The organism is Mastigocladopsis repens PCC 10914, from assembly GCF_000315565.1.
Taxonomy (GTDB): domain Bacteria; phylum Cyanobacteriota; class Cyanobacteriia; order Cyanobacteriales; family Nostocaceae; genus Mastigocladopsis; species Mastigocladopsis repens.
In genome coordinates this window covers 2,591,499-2,611,042 of the sequence record NZ_JH992901.1, presented here as the reverse complement: position 1 = coordinate 2,611,042, position 19,544 = coordinate 2,591,499, and the positions used below count along the sequence as shown (strand labels likewise).

General features: G+C 41.9%; 15 protein-coding genes. 10 read left to right on the top strand and 5 right to left on the bottom strand.

The window, feature by feature from the left end; all coding sequences use genetic code 11:
- The first annotated feature begins 7 nt into the window (after positions 1-7).
- From MAS10914_RS0113785 to MAS10914_RS0113775, 3 genes are all read left to right on the top strand, one after another.
- A complete protein-coding gene (locus MAS10914_RS0113785; RefSeq protein ID WP_017316525.1) occupies positions 8-1,387 on the top strand; it encodes a cytochrome P450 in 1,380 nt (459 codons plus the stop codon).
- A 444-nt stretch (positions 1,388-1,831) separates the two neighbouring features.
- Positions 1,832-3,211 carry a cytochrome P450 gene (locus MAS10914_RS0113780; RefSeq protein ID WP_017316524.1) on the top strand — a complete coding sequence of 460 codons (1,380 nt, stop codon included), beginning with the start codon at positions 1,832-1,834 and terminating at the stop codon, positions 3,209-3,211.
- Positions 3,212-3,300: 89 nt separating this feature from the next.
- The gene (locus MAS10914_RS0113775; RefSeq protein WP_017316523.1) at positions 3,301-3,492 is read left to right on the top strand and encodes a nucleotidyltransferase domain-containing protein; all 192 of its coding nucleotides are present in this window, start codon (positions 3,301-3,303) and stop codon (positions 3,490-3,492) included.
- 168 nt (positions 3,493-3,660) lie between these two features.
- On the opposite strand, the gene ccmS is transcribed toward MAS10914_RS0113775, so the two are convergent.
- Positions 3,661-4,095, bottom strand: coding sequence for a beta-carboxysome assembly chaperone CcmS (ccmS, locus tag MAS10914_RS0113770; protein ID WP_017316522.1), 435 nt, complete (start codon positions 4,093-4,095; stop codon positions 3,661-3,663).
- Positions 4,096-4,168: 73 nt separating this feature from the next.
- Positions 4,169-6,004, bottom strand: a complete 1,836-nt coding sequence (locus MAS10914_RS0113765) for an ABC transporter ATP-binding protein (protein WP_017316521.1) — start codon at positions 6,002-6,004, stop codon at positions 4,169-4,171.
- A gap of 102 nt (positions 6,005-6,106) precedes the next feature.
- Here MAS10914_RS0113765 and MAS10914_RS0113760 point away from each other — a divergent pair, with 102 nt between their 5' ends.
- The 3 genes from MAS10914_RS0113760 (at position 6,107) to MAS10914_RS0113750 (ending at position 9,582) form a co-directional block, all read left to right on the top strand.
- Positions 6,107-6,949 (top strand): prohibitin family protein, encoded by an 843-nt coding sequence (locus MAS10914_RS0113760; RefSeq protein WP_017316520.1) that lies wholly within the window; start codon positions 6,107-6,109, stop codon positions 6,947-6,949.
- Between the two features lie 78 nt (positions 6,950-7,027).
- Positions 7,028-7,444 (top strand): DUF1824 family protein, encoded by a 417-nt coding sequence (locus MAS10914_RS0113755; RefSeq protein WP_017316519.1) that lies wholly within the window; start codon positions 7,028-7,030, stop codon positions 7,442-7,444.
- Positions 7,445-7,650: 206 nt separating this feature from the next.
- Positions 7,651-9,582 (top strand): ABC-F family ATP-binding cassette domain-containing protein, encoded by a 1,932-nt coding sequence (locus MAS10914_RS0113750; RefSeq protein WP_017316518.1) that lies wholly within the window; start codon positions 7,651-7,653, stop codon positions 9,580-9,582.
- A 65-nt stretch (positions 9,583-9,647) separates the two neighbouring features.
- On the opposite strand, the gene MAS10914_RS0113745 is transcribed toward MAS10914_RS0113750, so the two are convergent.
- Positions 9,648-10,208, bottom strand: coding sequence for a hypothetical protein (locus tag MAS10914_RS0113745; protein WP_017316517.1), 561 nt, complete (start codon positions 10,206-10,208; stop codon positions 9,648-9,650).
- Between the two features lie 437 nt (positions 10,209-10,645).
- Here MAS10914_RS0113745 and MAS10914_RS0113740 point away from each other — a divergent pair, with 437 nt between their 5' ends.
- Together MAS10914_RS0113740 and MAS10914_RS0113735 are read left to right on the top strand one after the other, a co-directional pair.
- Entirely contained in the window at positions 10,646-11,128 is a 483-nt protein-coding gene (locus MAS10914_RS0113740) for a pentapeptide repeat-containing protein (protein ID WP_026082545.1), read from the top strand.
- Positions 11,129-11,215: 87 nt separating this feature from the next.
- Positions 11,216-12,694 carry a CoA-acylating methylmalonate-semialdehyde dehydrogenase gene (locus MAS10914_RS0113735; RefSeq protein ID WP_017316515.1) on the top strand — a complete coding sequence of 493 codons (1,479 nt, stop codon included), beginning with the start codon at positions 11,216-11,218 and terminating at the stop codon, positions 12,692-12,694.
- Here the strand turns inward: MAS10914_RS0113735 and MAS10914_RS0113730 are convergent.
- The gene (locus MAS10914_RS0113730; protein WP_026082544.1) at positions 12,685-12,966 is read right to left on the bottom strand and encodes a DUF2087 domain-containing protein; all 282 of its coding nucleotides are present in this window, start codon (positions 12,964-12,966) and stop codon (positions 12,685-12,687) included. The two genes, MAS10914_RS0113735 and MAS10914_RS0113730, sit on opposite strands and share 10 nt — an antisense overlap.
- 460 nt (positions 12,967-13,426) lie before the next feature.
- Between MAS10914_RS0113730 and MAS10914_RS0113725 the strand changes: the two genes are divergently transcribed.
- On the top strand, positions 13,427-13,816 hold the full coding sequence (locus MAS10914_RS0113725; protein WP_017316513.1) for a hypothetical protein: 390 nt from the start codon (positions 13,427-13,429) through the stop codon (positions 13,814-13,816).
- A gap of 207 nt (positions 13,817-14,023) precedes the next feature.
- The gene (locus tag MAS10914_RS0113720) at positions 14,024-16,378 is read left to right on the top strand and encodes a WD40 repeat domain-containing protein (protein ID WP_017316512.1); all 2,355 of its coding nucleotides are present in this window, start codon (positions 14,024-14,026) and stop codon (positions 16,376-16,378) included.
- 316 nt (positions 16,379-16,694) lie between these two features.
- On the opposite strand, the gene ptsP is transcribed toward MAS10914_RS0113720, so the two are convergent.
- A complete protein-coding gene (gene ptsP, locus MAS10914_RS0113715; RefSeq protein ID WP_017316511.1) occupies positions 16,695-19,259 on the bottom strand; it encodes a phosphoenolpyruvate--protein phosphotransferase in 2,565 nt (854 codons plus the stop codon).
- Between the last annotated feature and the right edge of the window lie 285 nt (positions 19,260-19,544).

The window sequence follows — 19,544 nt, the reverse complement described above, 5'->3', positions numbered from 1 at the left end:
AGTGTTTATGAGAGCAACTAACAATTTGCCTGACGGACCCAAAATGCCAGTATTCCTGCGCCGAATGAAATTGATTTTTCAGCCGTTGGAATATGCGGAAGATTTTGCCAAGGAATACGGTGATAGCTTCACTCTTTGGAGTCGCAACGATTCTCCCATTGTCTACTTCAGCCATCCCCAAGCACTGCAACAAATTTTTACTGCTGATTCGAGTCACTTAGATGCTGGCAGAGGAAACCGAGTTTTACAATTTTTGCTAGGTTCTAACTCTCTGATTCTACTGGATGGGGAGCGCCACCAACGCCAACGTCAACTATTAAGCCCTCCCTTTCATGGCGACAGGATGCGGGCTTACGGTGAAACTATCCGCGAAATCACACAGCAGGTCAGCGACTCTTGGAAGATTGGCAAGCCCTTCAATATCCGTGCGTCAATGCAAGAAATTACCTTGCGCGTCATTTTACGGGTGGTATTCGGCTTAGATGAAGGACACCGCTTTGAAAAACTTCGACAACTGTTGAGTTCTCTGCTGGACTCTATAGGTTCCCCCCTCTTGTCCGCAGCCTTATTTTTTCGGTTTATGCAAAAAGATTTAGGGGCGTGGAGTCCTTGGGGTCGGGTGCTACGCCTGCTGGAACAAATTGATGAAATGATTTATGACCTTATTCGGGAACGAAGAGCAGAATCTCATCAAAATCGGCAAGATATTTTCACTTTGATGATGTCTGCTCGTTATGACGATGGTCAAGCGATGACTGATGAAGAGTTACGCGATGAGTTGATGACGCTGCTGATTGCAGGACATGAAACCACTGCTTCAGTATTGACATGGGCGTTTTACTGGGTTGACCATTTGCCAGAAGTGCGGGACAAGTTGGTGAGGGAACTGGATACCCTTGGAGACAACCCAGATCCGAGTACTGTTGCCAAATTACCTTACCTCAGCGCAGTCTGCCAAGAAACGCTGCGGATCTATCCCGTTGGGATGAATGCTTTCATTCGGATTGTGAAATCCCCAATTGAAATTCAGGGTTATAATTTGCCAGTAGGAACCGTCATCCTCCCCAGTATATATTTAGCCCACCATAGGGAAGAAACTTACCCACAACCAAAGCAGTTTAGACCAGAACGCTTTTTAGAAAGACAATTTTCCCCATACGAGTATTTGCCCTTTGGCGGTGGGAATCGTCGCTGTATTGGACTGGCGTTTGCTCAGTATGAAATGAAACTGGTATTGGCAACTATTCTATCGCGCCTTCAGGTATCTTTTGTTAACAAGCGTCCTGTGCGTCCTGTGCGCCGTAGTATTACCTTGGCACTACCAGGAGGAATGCAGGCGGTTGCAACGCCTTTGGCAAAGCGTATAAGTGCTCCAGCGCTTGTCTAGGGTGGCAAAACCAAAATCAATAGACTTCTTGCAAAAATCCAGATAAGGAATTTTGGAACCACAGATGGACACAGATAATTTATCTGTGGTTTTATTTCCATCTAATTGACTTTTGCAAAAAGTCTAATCTAGTGGTCTGGCAAAGCAACTTTGAGGTATTTGTAGTCAGCACTTTAGTGCTTTAAAAAGGGCTTCAGCCCATTTTATATGGTTGACTGCTCACTGTTTTAAAGCCCCTAACTTTAGTTATGGAGATTCTTTATGAGTGCCTTTTTACTTTTTACTTGTTCTGACTCCGTCTCTGATTTGGAAGAGCCTACGTGCAAGTCTGGTAAAAGATTAGACTACCAACACTGCATCTTGTGTTCTGCTCTTGAGAACTTCGGTCACAATAGTCACAATAAATATCGATAAGCATCTAACCTTGCAAGTCTTTTATCTTTTATGAGAGCAACCACTAATCTGCCTGATGGTCCCAATATGCCTGGAATTCTGCGGTGGATGAAATTTATTTTTCAGCCGTTGGAATACGTGGAAGATTTTGCCAAAATCTACGGCGATAATTTTACCCTATCGGGTAGCAATGATTCCCATATGGTATACTTCAGCGACCCCCAAGCACTACAACAGATTTTTACGGCTGATTCCAGTCGGTTAGAAGCTGGCAGGGGAAATATGATTTTAAAATTTCTGGTGGGGGCAAATTCGCTGCTTTTACTGGATGGTGATGCCCACCAGCGTCAACGTCAACTGTTAGTCCCGCCCTTTCATGGTGAACGGATGCGGGCTTACGGTGAGACTATCCGCGAAATTACTCAGCAAGTCAGCGACTCTTGGAAGATTGACAAGCCGTTTAGTCTCCATGAGTCGATGCAAGAAATCACCTTACGCATCATTTTGCGGGTGGTGTTTGGCTTAGAAGAAGGACCTGTTTTGGAAAAAGTTCGACGACTGTTGAGTTCACTGCTGAACTCTATGGATTCTCGCTTCACGTCCGCAGCCATGTTTTTTCAGTTTCTGCGGAAAGATTTAGGCGCTTGGAGTCCGTGGGGTCGAGTTGTGCGCCTGCTGCAACAGGTTGATGAAATGATTTATGCCCTCATTCGGGAACGAAGAGCCGAATCTGACCAAAATCGTCAAGATATTTTCACTTTGATGATGTCTGCTCGTTATGACGACGGTCAACCGATGACTGATGAGGAGTTACGCGATGAATTGATGACGCTGCTGATTGCAGGACACGAAACCACCGCTTCGACATTGACATGGGCTTTTTATTGGATTGACCATTTGCCTGAGGTGCGTAACAAATTACTGAAAGAACTGGATACCCTTGGTGACAGCTTTGACCCGAGTGCTACTACCAAATTGCCCTATTTGACAGCAGTCTATCAAGAAACTATGCGGATTTACCCAATCGCAATGACTGCCTCCCCTCGGATTGTGCGATCGCCCATTGAAATTCAAGGCTACAATTTGCCACTGGGAACGGTCATCATGCCCAGTATTTACTTAGCACACCATCGCCAAGAAGTCTACCCACAACCAAAGCAGTTTAAACCAGAACGCTTTTTGGAGCGGCAATTTTCCCCATACGAGTATTTGCCCTTCGGTGGCGGTACTCATCGCTGTCTTGGCATGGCATTTGCCCAGTATGAAATGAAATTGGTATTGGCAACCATTTTATCGCGTCTTCAGGTATCCTTTGTCAACAAGCGTCCTGTGCGTCCTGTGCGCCGTGGTCTAACCTTGGCACTACCCGCAGGAATGCAGACGGTTGCAACGCCTTTGGCAAAGCGTGTCAATACTCCAGTGCTTGTTTAGGTAAGTAGGGTGGGCATAGCCCACCATAATCTTCGCAATTTGCTAAAAAGTTTTTTCACATTTCGCCAGATGCTTTTTTTTGAGTCTAAATGAGAGAAAAAGTTTTACAAACCATCATCACTGCATTACAACCACAAGATTTTGTTTTAGCTTTCTGGCAGGGAGGTTCAGCAGCACACGGATATACGGACGAATGGTCAGACATTGATATTGAAGTGATTGTTGAGGATAATTTCGTTAACTTGCAGAGGAAATCTTTGCTGAAACTCTGCCACTTGTAGAAGCGGCACTACATAGCATGAGAGGATAGTTTGGGTTTAAGTAGGTGGACGTAATTAAAGTAAGATAAAACTTTTGTTCGTAGTGAGCGATTTCTCCCTCTGTATAAGATTTTAAAGGGCTAAACCCCTGACGCGCGAGTGTTTATTTAATTAAGCCCTTCTACTTGGTTATTTTTCAGCATTCAACTGCTCACTCAGACGCTGTTCTAGATGTTTTAATAAAGTGTCCACATCCTGACCAACCTGTTCATAACAAGCTGGTGGTGCAAGTTCCGGTTCAAAGTTAATTAATTTGATTTTGTCTTTTCCTATTCCTATCATGAGAACTTCCACTTCAGGTTTATAATGCTCCACAATCCCTAAAACTTCCTGAAGTCTGTTCTCGGCTTTGCTATTTAGTTTTTCTATAGCCTCTTTTGGACAATAAACAAAATGCGGTGTTGGTTGCAAATCAATACCAATTGTCCCCTTGTTGTCACCATTTTCTAACCACAAACCCCATGACAGTGCTGCCAATTCTTGTTGATGTTCTTTGACAAATTTATCTAACTGACGACGCCACTTGTTCTCTGGGGATTCCGGTTGGGTAGTAGCAAATATCATACCAATTTTGATTTTTGATTGGAGGTTATACAGAGGTGATGAATCACCTCTCTAGGGTATCTGTGCGTGAAATTTATCTTAAACCAGATTGTACACGCCAAAGACTCGCGTAAACCCTATTTTGCTCCAACAGTTCTTGATGCGATCCTGACTCGACAAATTGTCCGTATTCCATAACATAGATGCGATCAGCATTGCGGATGGTGGAAAGTCGGTGGGCGATCGCAATTGTCGTCCGATTCACAGTGATGTGTTCTAGCGATCGCTGAATGGCTGCCTCTGTTTCATTATCGACTGCTGAGGTCGCTTCATCTAAAATCAAAATGGGTGGATTCTTTAAAATGGCGCGGGCGATCGCAATCCGCTGTCGTTGTCCACCAGATAATTTTTGACCTCGTTCACCCACAATTGTCTCATATCCCTGAGGCAGTTGCACAATGAATTCGTGTGCTTCAGCCAATTTAGCTGCTCTGATGATTTCATCATCTAAAGCATCAAAACTGCCATAGGCAATATTTTCTGCTACACTACCATGAAATAAGAATACATCCTGACTAACAAGACCAATGCAGCGGCGTAAATCCCGCAGATTTAACTGTTGTATATCAATGCCATCAAGGGTAATTGTTCCCGATTGCACTTCATACAATCGTAATAGAAGTTTAACCAAAGTGCTTTTTCCAGAACCAGTAGAACCAACAATGGCAATTGTTTTACCAGATGGAATATGCAAAGACAAATTTTTGAGGATTGACGACCTATCTTGATAAGCAAAAGTGACATTTTTGAATTCCACCTCACCGCGTACGGCATCAACAGGTAAAACTATCTCTCCGGTATGAATAGCGATAGGAGTATCCAACAAATTCATGACTCTATTAGTAGAAGCCATTGCTCGTTGGTATTGGTCAAAAGTATCACCTAATCTAGTTAAAGGCCAGAGTAACCGTTGAATTAAAAAGACTAATACACTGTAGGTAGCCACAGACATTTTGCCATTCACTGCTGCCATACCACCAAACAGCAGTAATGCTGTGAACCCGACCAAAATTAACATTCTGATGAGGGGAATAAATGCAGCCGAAAGTTTAATTGCTCTAGAGTTACTGCGACGATATGCCTCACTTTCTTCTGCTAAACGTGAAATTTCGTAATCTTCGGAGGTAAAACTTTTAATAGTAGTAATGCCGCTTAAATTATTCGCCAGACGAGAGTTGAGAAGACCAACATTTTCTCGAATATCAGCGTAGCGAGGTGCTAGTAAATCTTGAAAAGCAAACGAACCCCAAAGAATAAATGGGATCGGCAACATAGCCATCCATGCCACACTGGGAGACGAAATAAAGAAAGCACCACCGATAATCACCACGGTTGTGGCAACTTGGAGAATGTCATTTGCTCCTACATCTAAAAAACGTTCCAGTTGGTTGATATCATCGCTAAGGATGGACATCAAACCGCCTGTACTGCGTTCTTCAAAGTATGCTAGTTCTAACTCCTGCAAATGTTTATAAGCATCCAGACGCAAATCATGCTGAATATCCTGTGCCAAATTGCGCCAAAGCCGAGCGTAAGCATATTCAAAAAGCGATTCTAGTATCCAGATGATGACAGTCAGGAACGAAAGAATTAAAAATTGCCCAAAGATATCTTTCACTCCCAACTGAGCAATGATAGAATCTTGCTGCCTTACCACTACATCCACCGCTATGCCAATTAACACTGGTGGTGCCAAGTCAAAAAGTTTATTGAGGATAGAACAGGTAGTCGCTTGCCAAATTTGTTTGCGATACTGGTGTCCGTAGTCAAACAGCCGCTTAAGGGGATGAGTTGGGGGCGATGTCTGACGCTCACCCGCTACGTGTGTACGACTTCTCGATGTCCGACGAGATTTCAATAGCTTAACCACTGTCGTTTGTAGATGCGTGGATATGAAATATTACCACGCTCGCCAGTAGTAAAGTATCTGTATTAAGAGGAGTTATCTGAAACCCACAAAGGAGATAAGGAGTTGAAAAATCAGCCATTGAGGAATTGGCAAACCGTAGTAGCAGGAATTGTCGGGGCAATACTTGTTATCCTGAGCCTTAATTCCTTTATTATCATAAATCCAGGGCAAGCAGGAGTACTAAGTATCTTGGGTAAAGCCAGGGATGGAGCATTAATAGAGGGTATCCACTTGATACCACCATTCATTTCAGTAGTAGATGTGTATGATTTGACAGTGCAAAAGTTTGAAGTTCCAGCAGAGAGTTCAACCAAGGATTTGCAAACCTTAACTGCAAGATTTGCTATTAACTTTCGCATCGACCCCATACAAGCTGTTGATATAAGAAGAAAACAAGGAACTCTAGCAAATATTGTCAACAAAATTATTGCACCCCAAACCCAGGAATCATTTAAAATCGCAGCAGCTAAAAGGACAGTTGAGGAAGCGATTACCAAAAGAAACGAGTTGAAGGAAGACTTTGATATGGCATTGGGACAACGCTTAGAGAAATATGGAATAATCGTACTAGATACTAGCGTGGTTGACTTAACATTTTCTCCAGAATTTGCCAGAGCAGTTGAGGAAAAACAAATTGCTGAGCAAAGAGCACAAAGAGCCGTTTATGTGGCACAAGAAGCTGAACAAGAAGCCCAAGCAGAGGTAAATCGCGCTAAGGGTAAAGCGGAGGCTCAAAGACTTTTAGCGGATACTTTGAAAGCTCAAGGAGGACAGTTGGTTTTGCAAAAAGAAGCGATTGAATCTTGGAAAAGTGGTGGTGCCCAGATGCCAAAAGTCCTCGTCATGGGTAATGATACAAAAAGTAGTGTTCCATTTCTTTTCAACTTAGGCAATATGCAAGATTAAGCCCGATAAAGAAATTTTCTGTAGGGCGTTAGCCCTACTCAAACACAGAGCAAACATTAAGGAATAATAAAATTATTTATGTCAAACAGTAATCAGAGTAATTTGACCGTTGAAGAAGCCAAAAAAATTCTTAATAAATACAACTGTATAGATATTGCACCCAAACTCAAGCCATCAGAAAAGACCTTAATTCGTCAGGCTTTACTTTTGCTTGCCAATATTGCCGACTATCAGATTTTAGGGATTTGTGCTGACACACCTGAGGAAGGAATACTGGCAATGAAAACATATTCCCATGCTTTCGGCTATGAACCACCAAGCGATTTACCTGTCATTGAAGGTCCAGTTTACATCAAATTAAACGGCAAAAACGGTGTGTGCTATCTCGATTCTTATTCAGGACATCATCGGGGTGTATTAGTCTCTTGCCAGTCTTACTCTCAAGGTGGAATCAACGAAATGTATGGGCATTTACCCCTTGATTTATTTGTTTAACTCTAGAATAAGGTGTAGGGTGCGTTACACTACGTTAACGCACCCCAATTATCGATTGGTTTAGTAGTCAAAAAACCGCACCCGGCGCATAGGACGCAGAGAAAGGAGAGGGGGAGAGATTAGTAGTTAAGTTAATGGTTAGTAGTAATTTCTAACAACTGACAACTAACAACTAACAAATGAGAGCTAACAAATAACTAAATTCTATGAGTCTTATTACCCTACAATCGGTTAAAAAAGATTTTGGCATCAAAGAAATATTAAAAGATGCCAGCTTTAGCCTGGATGCTACTGATAAAGTTGGTTTAATTGGTACGAACGGTTCTGGAAAGTCAACATTATTAAAAATGATTGCAGGACTAGAACCGATTGATGCTGGTCAAATTTTAGCCAATTCAGGCGCTACAATTGTCTACTTGCCTCAGCAGCCAGATTTAGACGAAAATCACACAGTGTTAGAGCAAGTTTTCGCTGACAGCGGCGAGCAAATGGTGTTGGTGCGTGAGTATGAAGCAGTTTCTGATAAATTAGCTCATGCACCGGAAGATAAGCAACTTATGGCGCGTCTTTCTTCCATAATGCAGCGCATGGAAGCAACAGGTGCATGGGAATTGGAAACCAATGCTAAAATCATCCTTTCCAAGTTAGGAATTACAGATTTTCATGCTGTGATTGGGACTTTATCTGGTGGTTATCGCAAGCGCATTGCTTTAGCCACAGCTTTGCTGTCAGAACCAGATTTGTTACTGATGGATGAGCCAACAAACCATCTTGATGCTAATTCTGTTGAGTGGTTGCAAAGTTATTTGAATCGCTATCGCGGCGCACTCTTGCTTATCACTCACGATCGCTACTTTTTAGATAAGGTGACTAATCGCATTATCGAAATTGACCGAGGAGACATTTACACTTACGCGGGCAACTATTCATATTACCTGGAAAAGAAAGCTTTGGCTGAAGAATCTGCTATTAGCAGTCAACGTAAACATCAAGGTGTATTACGGCGCGAGTTGGAATGGCTAAAACGAGGACCAAAAGCTCGTAGTACTAAGCAAAAAGCTAGAATTGATCGCATTAGCGATATGCAAGAAACTGAGTTTAAACAAGTTCAGAGTAAAGTTGATATTTCTACACTCAGTCGTCGCATTGGCAAAAAAGTTATTGAACTGAATAATGTATCTAAAGCTTATAATGGAGGCAGCTTAATTAAGGATTTTACCTACGAATTTAGCCCAGATGACCGCATTGGTATTATCGGCGGTAATGGTGCGGGTAAATCCACTTTATTAAATATCATCACTGAGCGTGTTCAGCCAGATTCTGGGAGTTTGGAAATTGGTACTACCATTCACATTGGTTACTTTAACCAGCATTCTGAGGAATTACAATCGGCGTTGAACGAAAATCAGCGCGTGATTGAATACATCAAAGAAGAAGGGGAATTTATCCAAATTGCCGATGGAACTAGAATTACCGCCTCCCAAATGTTGGAGCGTTTTTTATTCCCTGGGAACCAACAGTATGCTCCAATTCATAAACTGTCTGGTGGTGAAAAACGGCGGTTGTTTCTATTACGCATTCTCATGAGCGCGCCGAATGTCTTAATATTAGATGAACCGACAAATGATTTGGATGTGCAGACATTGGCGGTTCTAGAAGAGTATTTAGAGGATTTTCCAGGTTGTGTTATTGTTGTTTCTCACGATCGCTACTTTCTAGATCGTACCGTAGATACAATCTTTACCTTTGAAGAAGGTGGAAATATTCGGCAATATCCAGGAAATTATTCAGTGTATCTGGATTTCAAGCAAGCAGAAGAAGCACAACAGCAACAAACTGCTAATACTAAAGAAAAACCGAAAAATGTAGAGACGCTACCAACAACATCTCTACCTAAAGAAAACGAAAATAAAAAGCGACGCGGGTTATCTAATTGGCAAAAACGAGAATTTGAGCAGTTGGAAGGGAAAATTGCTCAAATGGAAGCCGAAAAAGCAGAAGCAGAGAAAGCAATAGCCAATGTTCCTCCTGGTAACTACACTCAAGTGCAAAAACTCTACGAACAAATGGAAATACTCAAGGAAGAGATTGATAAAGCAACTGAGCGTTGGTTAGAATTGGCTGAGATGGAGTCTTAATTGTGTATGTAAACAGTTTTGAATAGATATCACCATCAAAAAACAAAAAACTGTTAGATGATTCTCTAAGGCTCATACTTAACAATTCCCTGTCGCGATAATAGAGAATTTGCACAATCAACATTTCCTGTCCAGTTTTTGCAGGGTTCTCTCACTTCTGAAAGACCTTCGACAAGGCGAACACGAAAGCCATATTCTGTTGGATAAACCTTATATAAAAGTGGCTTAGGACGTTCAGCAATGAGTGCAGCTGCTAGGGCTGGTGTTGTACAAATCATTGCTTTTTTATCTGGAGGTATATAATAATCTATAAAAAAATCACTATCCTTAGAATCATTAGTCCAGCCACTACCTACCACAGTTGTAGCCCAAAATAAGCATCTAAAATCAGGTCTTATATCATAACTTAAGCGCCTTTGTATATCAACTCTTGGAATAGCATGAGGATTATTCGCTTGTACTTCGCTTTGAGCTTCTAATTTTTTAAGTACAAAATCAATCTCTACAAATTTTACTCTGACAATCTTAATTAAAAAGCAGCTTAAGAATAGTGAAATAACCCCAAACAATACTGTTATTGTTAGTACAGGACCTTTAAGTTTGTATGGTATAATTGTCTTTTTCATGCTTGCTTTAATAACAAAGGCTATAACTACCTAACTTTACAAATGGTACTCACTATTACCCGGATTAAATGGTTACATGGATAACAGCATAGCCATTTTGTAGCATAGCTCGCCACTACAATACAAATGAGAAATACAGTGGTTTGCAATTGGGTGAGGTACACAAAGAAATAATGAACCACAGATGAACACAGATGGACACAGATAAATTAGTACTTCATTCAGATGAGAAGCGCTGTATTTTTAATATTAGACTTGTTGCAAAAGTCCGGTTTAAAAATATTTAGAACCACAGATGAACACAGATACACACAGATAAATAATCACTGTTTATCGGTGTAGCCTACGGTACGGCTTACGCCTACATCTGTGTTTTTTTCATGAACATTGACTTTTGCAACAGGTTTATTGAAAACTATCACCGAAATCTGATGATTATGCTAAATACTCCTACTCAGAATCTCCGTAGCAGCGCTGTTGATTTTTTAGAACAAAGTCCCCAACAACGTCTAGAAATTCTCAGGCAACTTGGGATAGCCCGCTATGAGTTTTTGACCAAGATACATCTCAATGAAGCAAATATAGCATGCATCATGCGGTTTTTCCAAAATCCCAGTCAGCTAAAGTTTCCTAATTTAATGGGAGCAGATTTATCTGGCTTGATATTAGATCAAGTCAACTTCATCCGGGGGAATTTCTCAGGTGCAAATCTTGAAGGTAGCAGTTTAGTGAATGCAGATCTTATATTTGCTAACTTTACTAATGCCAACTTGAAAAATGCAAATTTGAATGGTGCCACTCTCAATGAGACTAAATGGTTAAATGGTCTTGTAGAAGAATGTGAGTTTGCACAAGGAATTGGGTTGACAAAGATTCAGCGTCAAGATTTACGACTTCGCGGTGCTAGGTTTAGTCTTTGAGATGATGAAAATAAATAACCCTAGCTTTGTGACTTATTACCAGCAGAATCTACTTAATATAAATTCTACAAATCCAACATCGCCCTCATGAACGCAACTTCTACCTTATCCAACTACATTAATGGTCAGTGGTGTACATCTACTGCTACGGAACACCTAGACGTTATCAACCCAGCAACAGCAGAGGTACTGGCTAAAGTACCGCTGTCACCAGCTATTGAGGTCAATCAAGCTGCTGAAGCTGCGGCGGAAGCTTTTGTGACATGGCGACGTACTCCACCTGCAGAACGAGTGCAGTATTTATTTAAACTCAAGAATCTGTTAGAAGAGAATTTAGAGGATTTGTCTCGCACAATTACGCTGGAAAGTGGGAAGACTTTGGCTGAATCTAAAGGCGAAATGCGTCGCGCCATTGAAAATGTGGAAGTTGCTTGCGGTATTCCCATGATGATGCAGGGAACTATTTTAGAAGACGTTGCTAAGGGTATTGATGAGATGATGATTCGGCAACCACTGGGAGTGGCTGCGGTTATTGCCCCGTTCAACTTTCCAGCAATGATTCCCTTTTGGTTTATGCCCTATGCCCTTGCTTGTGGCAACACATATATCGTTAAGCCTTCGGAAAAAGTGCCGCTAACGATGCAAAAAGTTTTTCAGTTGTTAGAAAAAACTGGGTTGCCTAAAGGCATAGTCAACCTAGTCAACGGTGCAAAGGAAGCTGTAGATGCAATTTTGGATCATCCAAAAATTCGCGCAATTAGCTTTGTTGGCTCTACACCAGTTGCTAAATATATATATAGTAGGGCAGCGGCAAATGGCAAACGAGTTCAATGCCAAGGTGGTGCGAAAAATCCACTGATTGTTTTGCCAGATGCAGATTTAGAAATGACGACACGCATTGCTGCTGATAGTGCTTTTGGTTGTGCGGGACAACGTTGCCTTGCTGCTTCGGTTGCAGTGACTGTGGGAGAAGCACATCGGACCTTTACAGAAGCCATTGCAGAAACTTCTAAAAAGCGAGTTGTAGGTCATGGTTTAGACCAGAGTGTAGAAATGGGACCCGTCATTACAACCCAAAGTAAAGCACGAATTGAGGGATTAATTCAAAAGGCCGCAGATGAAGGGGCGACGGTGTTGGTAGATGGGCGACAAGCCAATATAGTAGGTTATGAAAAAGGGAATTTTATCCGTCCCACCATTTTACAAAACGTTGATCCAGCAGGTGAAATTGCCCGCACAGAAATTTTTGGTCCTGTACTAAGTTTGATACATTTAGAGACTATTGAACAGGCGATCGCCCTAGTCAACAGCGGTCAATACGGTAACATGGCTTGTCTGTTCACCACCAATGGCGCTGCTGCGCGTCAGTTCCGCTACGAAGCAGAGGCTGGTAATATTGGCATTAACATAGGAGTTGCCGCACCAATGGCGTTTTTCCCGTTTAGCGGTTGGAAAGAAAGCTTTTTTGGTGATTTACACGGTCAAAGCAATCATGCTGTCGAGTTTTTTACGCAAACAAAAGTGGTCGTTGAACGTTGGCCTAAAGATTGGTCGCGTCAATTTTGAAGATTGCACCAGTAAGCGGAACCATCCCGCTTTCTGTCAATTAAACCACTCTCAAATAATTCTCGTCGCAACATCGCAGGGTCGCCAAAGGTGTGATGTTGATTCAGCAGTGCGTTCACTTCTTTTTCTGTGTAAATGACACCAACCTCAAACTTCAACGCTAAATACTCCAACACCAGCTTTTGGAACTTTCCTTTGTTCCGCTTGGAGGGCCATTCTTTCACACGTCCCTGTTCATCTAAATAACGTTTGAGTTCATCTAAGTAATTCATAGTTAACTTTGGTGCTGTGATAACCAAGAAAGAAATATTAAGACAAATCACTAGACTTCTTGCAAAAATACGATTTAAGCTAATGAGCATTCAAGTTGCATAGAGCTAGGGCTGAAGCCCTTACTACAAGCGAATCATCCTGGAAAACTGAATGACGATTAGCTTATCTGTGTCCATCTGTGTCCATCTGTGGTTTTTTTCAAAAAAATTGACTTTTGCAAGAGTTCTACTATTTTGCATCAGTTTTTTGGAAAACTGACTCAACCCAATTCTTAAAGTAGGCACTTAAGCGAGGATTATTTCGTCACTATTAGTAATAGCAGTAATCACAGCAAAGGCGAACTGCTGTAAATGCTTATTGGAAATTCAGCAGCAAATTCTGTTGCTATTTACCTAGAGTGTCTTTTTTTCTAGTAGTTCAGACAAAATGACAATATTGCAGGTCGTGAAGGAGTAGAACGTGAAAAATGCCTTTATTGCGAAAACACTATTCGCATCACTCAGTTTGTTAACTTTATTTACCCCACAAAGTACACATGCTCAAATAGTACCGCAACCTTGGGTATCAGTTGGTAGTCAAGAAGGTGATGTTACCTATTCTGTAGGTGCAAGGGCTTTGAATTTGGGGGCGGAGTTAGGATTTGGGCCTGATGGTTCTACTGGTGTAGATGTCCTAAAATTTATTAGCTTGCCCGTGGTTTCTCCTTATGTAGGACTGGGATACTATTCAGCAGATAAAGGTGTTGCCTTTTCAGGTGGGGTTCAGGTTGGCGCTACCGATAACCTTTTCGTTGGAGTTGGTTACAACTCTATTCGAGGAGTCAACGGACAACTGGGTGTAAGGTTCTAACTTTTGTCCTTACGCGCCTCTTGTTAAGGTGAGTTCGACATTAAACTTCTTGCAAAAATTCGGTTAATGAATTTTGGAACCACAGATGCACAACAGACACTTGCCCCAAGACAGTGTTAATCTGTGGTTTCATTTCTATTTGGTTGACTTAGCCAAGAGCTTTATTAAAGCTATGATTGAAATAAACATGAAATCAGCCATCTTTTTATGGAGCAAGGAGTAAGATTACTTATTGATCTGGTACTAGAATTAGCACCTATTATTGCAAGTTTAGTACAAAAGAGAAATGAAGAACGCCCATTGGCAATATATCAACCTCCCGAATATATTCAAGAATTTATCCAATCTGTCAATAGTTCGAGTCAAGGTATCAGTTATGTGAGAGGATTTGACAAAGAAAAAATTCAGCAACAGGAACTAGCTTTTTATTACCATAAGACACAATTACAAATAGCAACACATCAGCGAGAAACAGCACTCAAGTTGCCAGAAGTTCATAAAACTTTTGAAAGCTGGCCTTTGCGATTATCACCTTCACAAATTTTAGAGTCTCATACCAGTCACCAACGGACTCCACTTAAAATTTTTCTTGCACCTCCTAAAGTCAAGTTTGATAAATTTGATAGTCAAGGAGAAGACATTTCAGACATCGAGTTCATGTTAGCTGAAGGTTTACGAGAGTTTCTCAACAAGCATTACTCTCTACATAATCCAATAAGACCAACAGAATTTTTAGCAGGGGCTTGGGATAGTAAGCGTTTTCACAGTGAATCAAGTATCAAGGCTCTGTTTGGAATGTTAAAAACAGAGCCTGTTTTAATTTTAGAGTCAGAAGCTGATGGAGATTATCTCAATTTTCGCATTGGCTATTGGGGAATTGGACAAGATAATTATTACTATAAAACAATAACTCGGCTACCTTATAAGGAAATTGTTGAAGAGTCAGCAAAAAATCGTGCTTTAGAGTGGAAAAAAATTAGAGATGAACTCATCTTATTGGGAGAAAATATAGAAGAAATTAATAATATTGGGAGAGACAATGTTATCAATTTGGCAATTCTGGAAAAAGCAGAGAAATGGAAAGAAAAGGGAATTGATGTCAGCAAGTTATCCTTACAATACCAAGTTAATCGTCAGGATCTTGAAAAACTTTGCCAGGTTTTGATTACTTGTCATAGTCTAGCGGCAAGTTGGGTAGCGGATGCATATCACTTGGTACATCATGATGTACCTCCTCTACTACCTGAATTACTGCCGATGCTGACAAATGCTGTTGATTTACAATCACTACAAGCGATGTCTGACGATAACCAGCTTCGCGTGTACGCCACAGGATATAAACAACTCTACCAAGCTCTGGAGATGGAGCGACGTTACTGGATTCCTGAGTTGGCATTGGAACTAGCTCAAAGTTTATCGCATTTACCCGATGACACATGGGCAAAAGAACAAGTAGATTACTCAATTAACACATGGTTACAACTACGCCAAGTTCCTCAGCCGCAAGCAAGCCATCCTCTACAGGCAATGCAATCAGCTGTGAAGATAGAAGATGAAGAATATGTCCACAAGTTAAGAGAATATTTTGCAGCAGTTGGCGACACTGAAAGTATGACATATGTTGAGGAACTTTTGAATGCGATCGCCAACCTCAAACACAAACGCCAACACGAATATGCTTATCTGTGCCACACCCTCACTGGTCATTCTGGTAAAGTGACATCTGTAGCTATCAGCCTAGATGGCAAAACTTTGGTAAGTGGGTCTGCTGATAAAACTATTAAGGTTTGGAATCTCGATATTGGCAAGGTTATTCACACCATAACTGAAAATATAGCAGAAGTTTCATCCGTGGCTATTAGCCCTGATGGGAATTTGCTGGCTGTAGGGAGTTGCGAACACCCTAGAAATAACGTCAAAGTATGGCATCTAGCAACTGCTAAACCACTGCATACTCTCTTAGGGCATCAAAAACCAGTTAACTTCGTAGTCATTAGCCCAGATGGACAAATTCTCGCTAGTGGCAGTAATAAAATCAAGATTTGGAACCTACATAAAGGCGAACGCATTTGCACCCTTTGGCATTCAGCCGCAGTTTATGCCGCCGCTATCAGCCCAGATGGTACAATCCTTGCCAGTGCTAACAGTGATCATAAGATTAGGTTATGGAATCCCCACTCAGGAGAACCATTACGAACCCTGAGTAAACATTCAGGTGAGGTGAAAGCGATCGCCATTTCTCCTGATGGACAATTCTTAATCAGTGGTAGTGCAGACAAAACCATCAAAATTTGGCATCTGGACACAGATAAAGTACTGCATACTTTAACTGGACATACAGATGAGGTAAAATCGCTAGCTGTTAGTCTTGATGGGCAAACTCTTTTTAGCGCTAGTGCTGATAAAACTATCAAGATTTGGCGTTTGCATACTGGAGAATTACTGCAAACTCTCACCGGACATTCAGGGGCAGTGAATTCTGTTGCAATGAGTTTAGATGGTCAATTTATTGCAAGTGGTAGTTCTGACAAAACAATCAGAATTTGGCAGAGAGTCAAATAAACTTATTGCCAAAGCCAATTGTTATGAAAATGAAACCACAGATAAACACAGATGCACACAGATGAATTATCTGTATGAATCTGATGTCCATCGATGCTTCTAATTATTAAAAACAGAGTTTTGTAAGAAGTCTAATAAATTATTGATGATACAGCGCAACTCAATTGAATGAAGTACTAATTTATCTGTGTCCATCTGTGTGCATCTGTGGTTCATTATTTCTTTGTGTACCTCACCCAATTGCAAACCGCTGTAAGTAGAAATAAACAGAACTACGTTAAAATGTAAAATCGGGAGATACTTTAAGTTTCACAATTCATAATTTTCTGACCAATTCCCTGACCTCAGCCGCAGAATTTTGTTGCATGGCTGATGCAGCAATTATCTCTGCTTCTGCCATTGTCAACTGAGCGATCGCCTGCTTAAATTCAGGAATAGCTTGCGGATTCAGACTCACTTCATCTAATCCTAACCCTAGTAAAATTGTTGCTGCTAAAGGGTCTGCCGCCAATTCCCCACATAACCCCACCCAAATGCCTGCTTTATGTGCAGCTTGGACAGTTTGCTGAATCATCCGCAACACAGCCGGATGCATTGCATCAACCAAAGTTGCGACTCGTGGATGCGTGCGATCTGCTGCCATGATATATTGGCTGAGGTCATTGGTACCAAGACTGAAAAAGTCCACTTCAGCTGCTAACTGTTCAGCAAGCACAACCGCCGAGGGTATTTCTACCATAATACCCACTTCCATATTTTCATCAAAGGGTATACCAGCTTGACGTAGTTCAGCCTGTACTTCTGCCAGCATTGCCTTTGCAGCTTGTATTTCTTGCACAGTAGCAATCATCGGAAACATGATTTTAATTTGGTGTCCGGGACTGGCTTTTAAAATTGCCCGCAACTGAGTTTTGAAGATATCAGGATTATCGAGACAAAAACGAATTCCGCGCCAACCCAAAAAAGGGTTGGTTTCGTGTGGAAAATTCAAGTAGGGAATTGGCTTGTCACCCCCCACATCAAGTGTGCGGATGATTAACGGACGATGATCAAGAAGTTGGGCGATACTTTGATAAACTACCAATTGCTCTTCTTCCGAAGGCGGTGTTGTTCTTTCCAGATAGAGGAACTCAGTGCGGAATAATCCGACGCCTTCTGCACCTAAGATTAAGGCTTCTTCAGTATCAGATAGACCTCCTATATTAGCAAATACACTGATTTGCTTCTGATCTCGGGTCATTGCTGGACTTGATGCCGTCGTTAGTGCTTGCTGATGGGCTACTTGCTGTGCCTCTCGCTTTGCCTCCAGTGCAGTTTGGATTTCTGGTTCTGGTTCTATCCAGACTCTGCCACTCTCACCATCAAGTGCGACAAGCGTATTATCTGCTACTTGCAGTATCTCTGTTGGTAAGCCAACAATAACAGGAATACCCAATCTACGAGCTATAATAGCACTGTGGCAAATGGCACTGCCAGACGTGGTACAAATTCCCAGGACTTTTGTTGGATCTAGCCTAGCTGTATCGGAAGGACTTAGGTCAGTTGCAATCAAAATAGCTGGATCACACAGATGCAAATGAGTAGGGCTGTGATCTGAAATTCTGATGTGGGATTGAAATCCAGTGAGTAACCGTAACACTCGCTGTCCTACGTCTACCACATCAGCAACTCGCTCTTGTAAGTAAGAATCCTCAATAGAACGGTAATGGTTTGCCAACTCATCAACAACTGCTTGCCAAGCAGCTTCAGCGTTAAGATGTTGTTCAAAGATACGTTGGTGAACAGCTTCAAGTACCACAGGGTCTTCTAAAAACAGCAGATGGGCATCAAAAATGGCAGCTTCAGCGTCTCCAATTTGAATAGATGCTTGTGAGAGTAAAGCTTGAATTTCCTCTTGGGCGATTTGAATTGCTACCTGTAAACCTTGCCACTCTTCCTCAATCTTATCTACGTGGTATTGCTGAATATCAATGGGAGTAGGACAATACAAAAAAACGGGTGCGATCGCCACTCCGCTGGAAGCAGGAATCCCTTGGAGAAAGTGATGGGAGGAGGTAGAAATGGGGTGTTGGAGAGATGAAGTGGTGGGGTAATGAGGTAATAGGGTGGTTTCTTCTTCACCAAAGTGACTTTCGACTAATGCTTGCAATGCCGCCAGCGCCTCATCTGCATCAGAACCAGTAGCAGTAATAACCAGTTCGTGTCCTTGACGCACGCCTAAAGTCGCTACTTGGTTGATACTATCAGCACGTACTGCTTCAATATTTTTAGTTACATTTTTGACTTTTATTTGAGATTGAAATCTAGCTGCTGTTGCCACAAATTTAGCTGCTGGACGGGCATGTAGCCCCAAACGATTACGGACTAATAGGCGTATTTCTTTTGTTACGTGTCCTGTGTCATTTGTTCTTTGTCCTTCAATAACAAATGAGGTAGATACGTGAGCGGTTTCCTGTTGGATATGACTCATATCTACACCCAATTGAGTGGCCTTGGCAAGCAATGCGCCCCGTGCTTCAGCCATCACCTGTTGAATATTGCTACCAGAAGCGGCAGCAACAGCAGCTGCAATTGCACCCTCGACAAGTGGTGCTTCACACAGATGTACTTTGTCTCGGTGTTCTTGTGAGAGAAACTCGAGTGCCATTTCCGCACTCATCAAAGCGCTACCGAGATCCATTAAGATAATGACACCTTCATCAGTGTAAATCGAGGCGATCGCCTCATAAACCTGCATGGCATCTGTACCTAGCGGGTTTTCTGGATCGTCAATTCCTGCAGCAACAGCCAGGGGGACTTTGCCCTGAACCATTTGCGCTGCCAGTTCCCGGACTCCTTCTGCAAGCTGTTTGCTGTGCGAGACAATGACAATTCCGACCATCACCCACCGTCAACTTTGTTGAAAAGCTATTGCTCACCCACTTAACTTTATGCTGCTAATTGCTCATACGCGTAGGGTGCGTTAACGAAGTGTAACCCACAGGCGTAGGATGCGTAACGAAGTGTAACGCACTGTTATTAGCTAAAGCACTGCTAATCTATCCGTGATATAAGAAAAATGTCATGTGCAGCTATCAAACAGTGAACAGTACCAGCCGCAGTGACGGCTGCGTATGGTGTGGTTGTACTGACACCAACGCTTTGTGTGCTCTTGGTGTGGTGTTTC